Here is a 6543-nt window from a genome sequence, read left to right on the forward strand (position 1 = left end):
AAGCGACGTGCGCCCGGCAGTCAATGCCTTCGGTGACTTTCCCCGCGCCGTGATGCAAGGTCAGCCCACATTCGAGCATCACGCGATAGAAGACCGTACGGAATGACGGATGACTGGCCGACCCGCGTCAGCGCCGCCGAACGTTTGGCGGCGCTGGACAGCTACGGCATCCTCGACACGCCCGCGGAGTCGGGCTTCGACGACGTCGTGCATCTCGCGTGCCGGCTGTGCGCGACACCCGTGGCTTTGGTCAGCCTCGTCTCCGGTGACCGCCAGTGGTTCAAGGCACGGGCCAATTTCCCACCCTGCCAGACCGACCTCAACTCTTCCGTCTGCGCACATGCGCTCGCGCAACCCGACCGGCTGCTCGTCGTCCCCGACCTGACCGCCGACCCGCGCACGAGTGCCAATCCGCTGGTCACCGGCGAACCCTTCATCCGGTTCTATGCCGGTGCGCCCTTGGTGACGCGGGAAGGACAGGTGCTCGGCACGCTTTGCGTCATCGACCATGAGCCCCGTCCCGAGGGCCTCACCATTCAGCAGGCCGGCGACCTCAGGGCCCTGGCTCGCCAGGTCATGACGCAGATGGAGCTGCACCGGGCCATCGCGCACCGGGACGCGGTTCGACAGGAGGAACGGCAGGGTTTCCGGGCCCGGGAAGCGTTGCGCGACGCACAGGCGGCCATGGCGGCCGCCGATGGCGACCTCGACGCCGTGCTGGCCGCCGCGGTCCAGGGCGCCATGCACACCGTTCCGGCGGCCGACGGCGGGGTAGTCGAACTGGTCGATGGCACGGAACTGGAATACCGCGCGGCCCGGGGAACCCTCGCCCCGCACGTCGGGCTGCGCGTGCCGCTCGACGGCAGCCTCGCCGGGCACTGCGCGACCAGCCGCGTCCCGCGGCGGGTGGCGGATGCCACGATTGACCCCTACGTACACCGCGCCTTGCTGGAGCGTTTCGGGTTTCGCTCGGCGATGGTCACCCCCATACTCCGCGGCGGCGCGGTGCTCGGAGTGCTGAAGCTGCAGTCGGCCGAACCCGACGCCTTCACCGAGCGCGACCTGGAATTAGCCGGTCTCTTCGCGGGTGTGGCGACGGCGGGCCTCGCAGCGGCGGAAGCATCGGCGCAGATCCGGGCCAAGGACGTCTACTGGCGCGGGCTGTTCGACCGCCTGAGCGAGGGATTTATCATCGCCGAGGTCGTTCGCGACCAAGAGGGTGCTATCACCGATTGGCGGCACCTGGAGGTCAACCCGGCCTGGGGCGCCCTGGTCGGCGTGGACCCGGCCAGCGTGGTCGGCAGAACACTTCGCGAGGTCATCCCCGGCATCGAGGACGCCTGGGTTGGTGAATTCGCCGACGTCGTCAGGACGGGCGAGCCCTCCACCTTCACGCGCCAGGTCGGCACCTTGCGACGGTGGTACGAGGGTCGTGCCTTCCCTCTCGGCGACGACCGCTTCGGCGTGCTCTTCCTGGAGGTGACGGACCGGATCGAGGCGGAGCGACGGCGCGAGGCGATCCTGAGCCTCGGTGACCGCCTCCGTGACGTGACCGGTAGAGGTGATATCTCCAACGTCGCCGCCGCGGTCGTCGGGGAAGCGCTGGCCCTCAGCCGCGCTGGCTATTGCACCGTCGATGCCGACAGGGAGACCATCGAGGTCGAGCAGGACTGGAGGTTGCCCGGACTGCCCAGCATCGCCGGTGAGCACCACTTCCGCACCTACGGCAGCTACATCGAACAGCTCAAGCGCGGAGAGACCGTGATGGTCGACGATGTCCGCACCGACCCTCGCACCGCCCCCACGGCCGAGAGGCTAGCGGCGGTGCAGTCCCGGGCGCTGCTCAACCTTCCCGTGATGGAACGCGGTCGCTTCGTCGGCCTGCTGTTTGCGCTCTGCGGCAACCCCCGCGCCTGGAGCGACGACGAGGTGAGTTCCTGCGTGAGGTCGCGGACCGCACCCGCGCCGCGGTCGCCCGTGCCGAGGCCGAGGAGCAACAGCGCCTGCTCAATGGCGAGCTGGCTCATCGACTGGAAAAACACCTCGCCATCGTGCAATCCATAGCCACGCAGACCCTGCGCGGCGTCACCGAGCGGGACCTCGTGCAGGCCTTCGACCGGCGCGTGCTGGCACTGTCCCGCGCGCACGACGCACTCGTACAGAAGAGCTGGTCGAAGGCGCGCATGCGTGCCGTCATGGAAGGCGTCGTCGCCATGCAGGCGGATCTCGGCCGCTTCCGCTTCGAGGGACCTGACATGGACGTCAGTGCCGACGCCGCCATGTCGCTGTCGCTGTTGACGCACGAACTCGCCACCAATGCGCTGAAGTACGGTTCCCTTTCCGTCGAGGAAGGCAACGTTGGAGTGGCATGGCACGTCAAGCAGACGGCGGAGCCGACGTTGGTACTGGAGTGGACGGAGACCGGCGGCCCGCCGGTCTCCGTCCCGAGCGGCCGAACCGGCTTCGGCTCGAAGCTGATCAGCATGGGGCTGCTGGGAACGCGCGACGCCGGCATCCGTTATGACCCCAAGGGTCTTCGCGCCGAGTTCCGTGTGCCCCTGGCCCAGGTACTGGCCCAGGCTTACTGATCGATGGCTTCACGGCACCCACCCACCCCGACCGTCGTGCTCGTCGTCGAAGCCGACCCGCTCCTGATGCTCTCGCTCGTCGACTTCGTCGAGGAGGCTGGCTGCGAGGCCGTCGAGGCGCACGACGTGGACGAGGCCATCCGCGTCCTGGAAGCTCGCGCCGACATCCGCACCGTGTTCACCGACCTCGACATGCGCGGCTCGATGGCCGGCATGAGGATGGCACTGGCCATCCGTGACCGCTGGCCGCCCATCGAGTTGCTGCTGATCTCGTCACAGCCATGGAAGGACGTCGGATTGCCCCATCGAGGGGTTCTGCTCGGCAAGCCTTTCGACCGGATCCGGATCGTCGACACCCTTCGCCGGTTCGCGACGTGACCTGATGCTTCCGACCTCGGGGCAAATGAGCCGGCCTGCCGGTAAAGAACGCGGCAGGGTCGGGCACCTGCCGATGATCGGCTCCCCCCTATCTCGGTCCGACCGTCATCCGATGTAGGGCTTCCGTCAGGCCCAATCCCTGCTCAGAGGTATGGCCGAAGCCGCCCTGGGTATGGGTGCGGAGTAGGCCGGGAGCATACCCCGTCGCCGCACACGGACAGGGTGGCGTCGTCGGCGACTGTTCCCACCCGACGTCCATCATCATGCGGCCCGGATCCGTCCCACTTCGCCGATACCGATGGCGACCGCGAACTCCGTCGCCGGCATGGGACGGCCGTAGAGGTACCCCTGGATCTCGTGGCAGCCCTCGGCGGCGGCGAGGTCACGCTGCTCCATGGTCTCCACGCCCTCTGCTATGACGGAGAGGCCGAAGGAGCGCGCAAGCATGGTGACCGCACGCACGATGGTGACGTCCTGCGGCGAGTCCGTCATCCGGCGTACGAACGATTGGTCGATCTTCAGCCGCGTGACCGGATAGGTTTTCAACAGGCTGAGCGAAGCGAAGCCGGTGCCATAATCATCGAATGCAATACCGACGCCCTCCCTCTTCAGCTCGCGCAGCGTCCGAAGCGCTGCGCCGTCGTTCTGGAGCACGATGTTTTCAGTGATCTCCAGTTCCAGGGCCGAGGGCGGCAGCCCTGCGTCCGACAGGGCCTGCCTGACGACCTTGGCAAGGTCGCCGCTGCGGAACTGGGCGCCGAACAGGTTCACGCCCATGACCAAGTCGAGAGCACCCGCAGCACGCCAGCGGGCCGCCTGCCGACAGGCTGTGCGCAGCACCCAGCCGCCGACTGCCGCCGCAAGCGTGCTACCTTCCAGCGCCGGAAGGAAGGCGCCGGGCAATTGGAGCCCACGTTCGGGATGGTACCAGCGTAGCAGCGCCTCGGCGCCCTTCAGGTGACCTTCGCGGGCGCAGACCTGGGGCTGGTAAAACAGCTCGAACTCACCCCGCTCGACAGCGTGCCGGAGTTCCACTTCCAGCGTCCTGCGCAGCACCGAGGCGGCTTTCAGCCCGGCGTCGAATAGGCGATGGCGATCCCGCCCACGCGCCTTGGCGTCGTAGAGCGCGAGGTCGGCGTGGGAGATGAGGTCGTCGGCCGTCTCGCCGTGAGCCGGATAGAGTGCCACGCCGACGCTGGTCCCCATGTTGACCGGCTGGCCCTCCACCTCGAACGCATCGGTCATCGCATGCACGATGCGCCGGGCGACCTCGGTCGCGCCCCGCTCGTCGCCGCTCTCGGTGAGCAGGACGGCAAACTCATCGCCGCCGAGCCGGGCCACCGTGTCCCGTGGCCGAATGCAGGCGAGCAGACGGGCGGCGACGTCGCGCAGAAGGCCGTCGCCGGCCGAATGGCCGAAGTAGTCGTTGACGTGCTTGAAGCCATCGAGGTCGACGATGAGCACGGCGGCCGGCAACGCCCCCCGCGTGGCTTCCTCGACGCGCTGCCGTAGGACGAGGCGGTTCGGCAACTCCGTCAGTGGGTCGAAATGGGCCAGCCGGTGCAGGCGTTCCTCGTCCTTCCGACGCTCGCTGATGTCGCGCACGATGGCGCCGAAGTTGGCCCGCCCGCCATCCCACCACATCGACAGCGACAGCTCGATGGGGAACTCGCCCCCGTCCTTGCCCTGCGCCGGCAGTTCGACCGAACGGCCGACGAGCCGCGGGGCCCCGCCCTCGGCGACGCGCCGCAGGCCGCCGCCGTGTCCACCCTTCATGCGGTCCGGTACGATGAGGTCGAGCGAGCGGCCGACAGCCTCGCCGGCGGGGAAGCCGAACAGGCGCTCGGCTGCGGCGTTCCAGAAGGTGATCAGGCCGTCGTGGTCCGCGCACAGGATGCCGTCGGGCGAGGTCGCGGCGATCTGCTCGAAGCGGTTCTGGCTGACCTCGCCGGCCCGCGCCAAGCGCCGGGATTCCAGCTTGTCGAGGACCAGCGACGCTAGGGACGCGAGGTTGTCCCGCTCGGCCGCACCGAAGCCGTTGCGCGGCCGGCCGTCCAGGAGGCAGAGGGTGCCGAGCGGATGCCCGGAGGGCGAGACCAGGGGCGCGCCGGCGTAGAAGCGCACGCGTGGGCCGTCGATCACGAATGGATTGTCGTGGAATCGCGGGTCGAGGCTGGTGTCGAGCACGACCAGGGGGCCGGCTTGCACGAGTGTATGGGAGCAGAAAGCCGGGCCGCGGTCGATGGCGCAGACGTCAAGACCGAGACGGGCCGGGAAGATGACGCGGTCGCGCTCGACGAAGCTGACGAGCACGGTCGACACGTCGAACAGTCGGCGCGCGAGGTCGATGATGACGCCTACCTCGCCCTGGCAGTCGTCCGGCTCCAGGCCGTACTCGGCCAGGGACGCCAAGCGTCTCTCTTCGTCGGCGGGTATGGGGGCGAGGCGCAAGGACTGCTCCGATTCTAGTTCGAGGGATGATGCATCCGACCTCTTAGGTTTTCCTGACTTTCAAACCTGTCGGAGGACCGGTGCGCCGACAAGCCTGTCGCTCAAGCCGCCTTGCCTCCGACACTTCGGCCCGTACCGGCCGTGGCGGACATGCGCCGGGCCAATTCCTCGGTCACCAAATGCGCAAGACCGGCCAACATTTCACGCTGCGTCTTGTCGAACGCAGGCCGTGGTGCGTCGACGACGATGCAGAGCGCGCCGAGATTTGCGCCGCTGAGTGAGTTTTGGAGTGGCGTACCGGCGTAGAAACGGCAGCCTTCGCGCACCATCAGCAGGTCGGCGAAGCGCCGGTCCGCAGCGGCGTCGGGCACCACCACAGCGCCCTCGTCGAGCACGATTTGGGCGCACAACACCTCGTCGCGCGGGTTTGCTCGCGCATCTCCAGACCGGGACAGCGAACGCCCTGTTCGGGACCAACCTGGACCTGTCCCGCCGATCATGTTTGAAACCGCCCTCGGCCGTGGGTGACATCAGGGCCACGATGCACGCGATGAGAACGGAACGGCATGAGCGACATGGAAGGAACCTTCGCCTTCGAGGCTGTCGGTGCGAACGGCTATGCCGTGGTCCATCAGCCGACAGGCCTCGCATGGCGTTTCAAGGTCGAGACATCGCAGCCCCTGTCCCTTCGCTCGCTCATGCCGCAACGGCCGTCCGATACGCCGGCGGCGACCAAGGCCACGTCAGCGGTCAGGCGTTCCGCTTTCCAATTCGCCGTCGCCGAAGCCAGGAAGCTGGGCCTCATCGACTGAACGGACCGAAATTCCCCATTCGACCTCGCCCCCCACCGAACGATGGCAAGGGGCGTTCGCACGGGAGCGGAGCGAGGTCTGAGCGAAGCTGTTGGTCGAGCAATTTGCCCGCCAGTGTCAGGGCGAGCGCAGGCTGACCCGCAGGTGCACGGGGTCATGGAGCGTGCTGGCCACCGGCGACCAGAGTACGGCGTAGTCCACCAGCGATCTCAGCGCGTCCCGCGGCACGTCTGCGTCGGTAGCGTCCACGGAGCTGGTGGAGATTTGGAGTCGGGGGCGGCGGGCGGAGCTCCGCATATGGCGGAGCCCGCCGT

6 protein-coding genes and 1 pseudogene are annotated in these 6543 nt (G+C 68.0%); 4 read left to right on the plus strand and 3 right to left on the minus strand.

Annotated features, from left to right (window positions below):
• Positions 1-102 precede the first annotated feature (102 nt).
• From D3273_RS30035 to D3273_RS23035, 3 genes are read left to right on the plus strand one after another with little or no spacing between them, the layout of a single operon-like run.
• On the plus strand, positions 103-2064 hold the full coding sequence (locus D3273_RS30035; RefSeq protein ID WP_129229241.1) for a GAF domain-containing protein: 1962 nt from the start codon (positions 103-105) through the stop codon (positions 2062-2064).
• Positions 2052-2588: a sensor histidine kinase gene (locus tag D3273_RS23030; protein WP_165359624.1), complete on the plus strand. Its 537-nt coding sequence runs from the start codon at positions 2052-2054 to the stop codon at positions 2586-2588. The genes D3273_RS30035 and D3273_RS23030 overlap by 13 nt, the downstream gene beginning before the upstream one ends.
• 36 nt (positions 2589-2624) lie before the next feature.
• The gene (locus D3273_RS23035; protein ID WP_245501345.1) at positions 2625-2966 is read left to right on the plus strand and encodes a response regulator; all 342 of its coding nucleotides are present in this window, start codon (positions 2625-2627) and stop codon (positions 2964-2966) included.
• Between the two features lie 261 nt (positions 2967-3227).
• Here D3273_RS23035 and D3273_RS23040 read toward each other — a convergent pair whose 3' ends face one another.
• Together D3273_RS23040 and D3273_RS23045 are read right to left on the minus strand one after the other, a co-directional pair.
• Positions 3228-5378: a putative bifunctional diguanylate cyclase/phosphodiesterase gene (locus D3273_RS23040; RefSeq protein ID WP_165359625.1), complete on the minus strand. Its 2151-nt coding sequence runs from the start codon at positions 5376-5378 to the stop codon at positions 3228-3230.
• Positions 5379-5518: 140 nt separating this feature from the next.
• A complete protein-coding gene (locus D3273_RS23045; RefSeq protein WP_165359626.1) occupies positions 5519-5827 on the minus strand; it encodes a GAF domain-containing protein in 309 nt (102 codons plus the stop codon).
• Positions 5828-5983: 156 nt separating this feature from the next.
• On the opposite strand from D3273_RS23045, the gene D3273_RS23050 reads away from it, so the two are divergent.
• Complete coding sequence (locus D3273_RS23050; protein ID WP_129229246.1) at positions 5984-6229, plus strand: hypothetical protein; 246 nt, start codon at positions 5984-5986, stop codon at positions 6227-6229.
• 117 nt (positions 6230-6346) lie between these two features.
• On the opposite strand, the pseudogene D3273_RS28875 reads toward D3273_RS23050, so the two are convergent.
• Positions 6347-6543: pseudogene (locus D3273_RS28875) on the minus strand (hypothetical protein); the annotation flags it as partial.

The sequence above is a fragment of the Lichenibacterium minor genome, from assembly GCF_004137685.1.
GTDB classification, from domain to species: Bacteria; Pseudomonadota; Alphaproteobacteria; order Rhizobiales; family Beijerinckiaceae; genus Lichenihabitans; species Lichenihabitans minor.

Bases quoted from the DNA above. Each gene is read 5' to 3' on its own strand.
- D3273_RS30035 (WP_129229241.1), top strand. From the start codon at position 103: ATGACGGATGACTGGCCGACCCGCGTCAGCGCCGCCGAACGTTTGGCG.
- D3273_RS23050 (WP_129229246.1), top strand. From the start codon at position 5,984: ATGAGCGACATGGAAGGAACCTTCGCCTTCGAGGCTGTCGGTGCGAAC.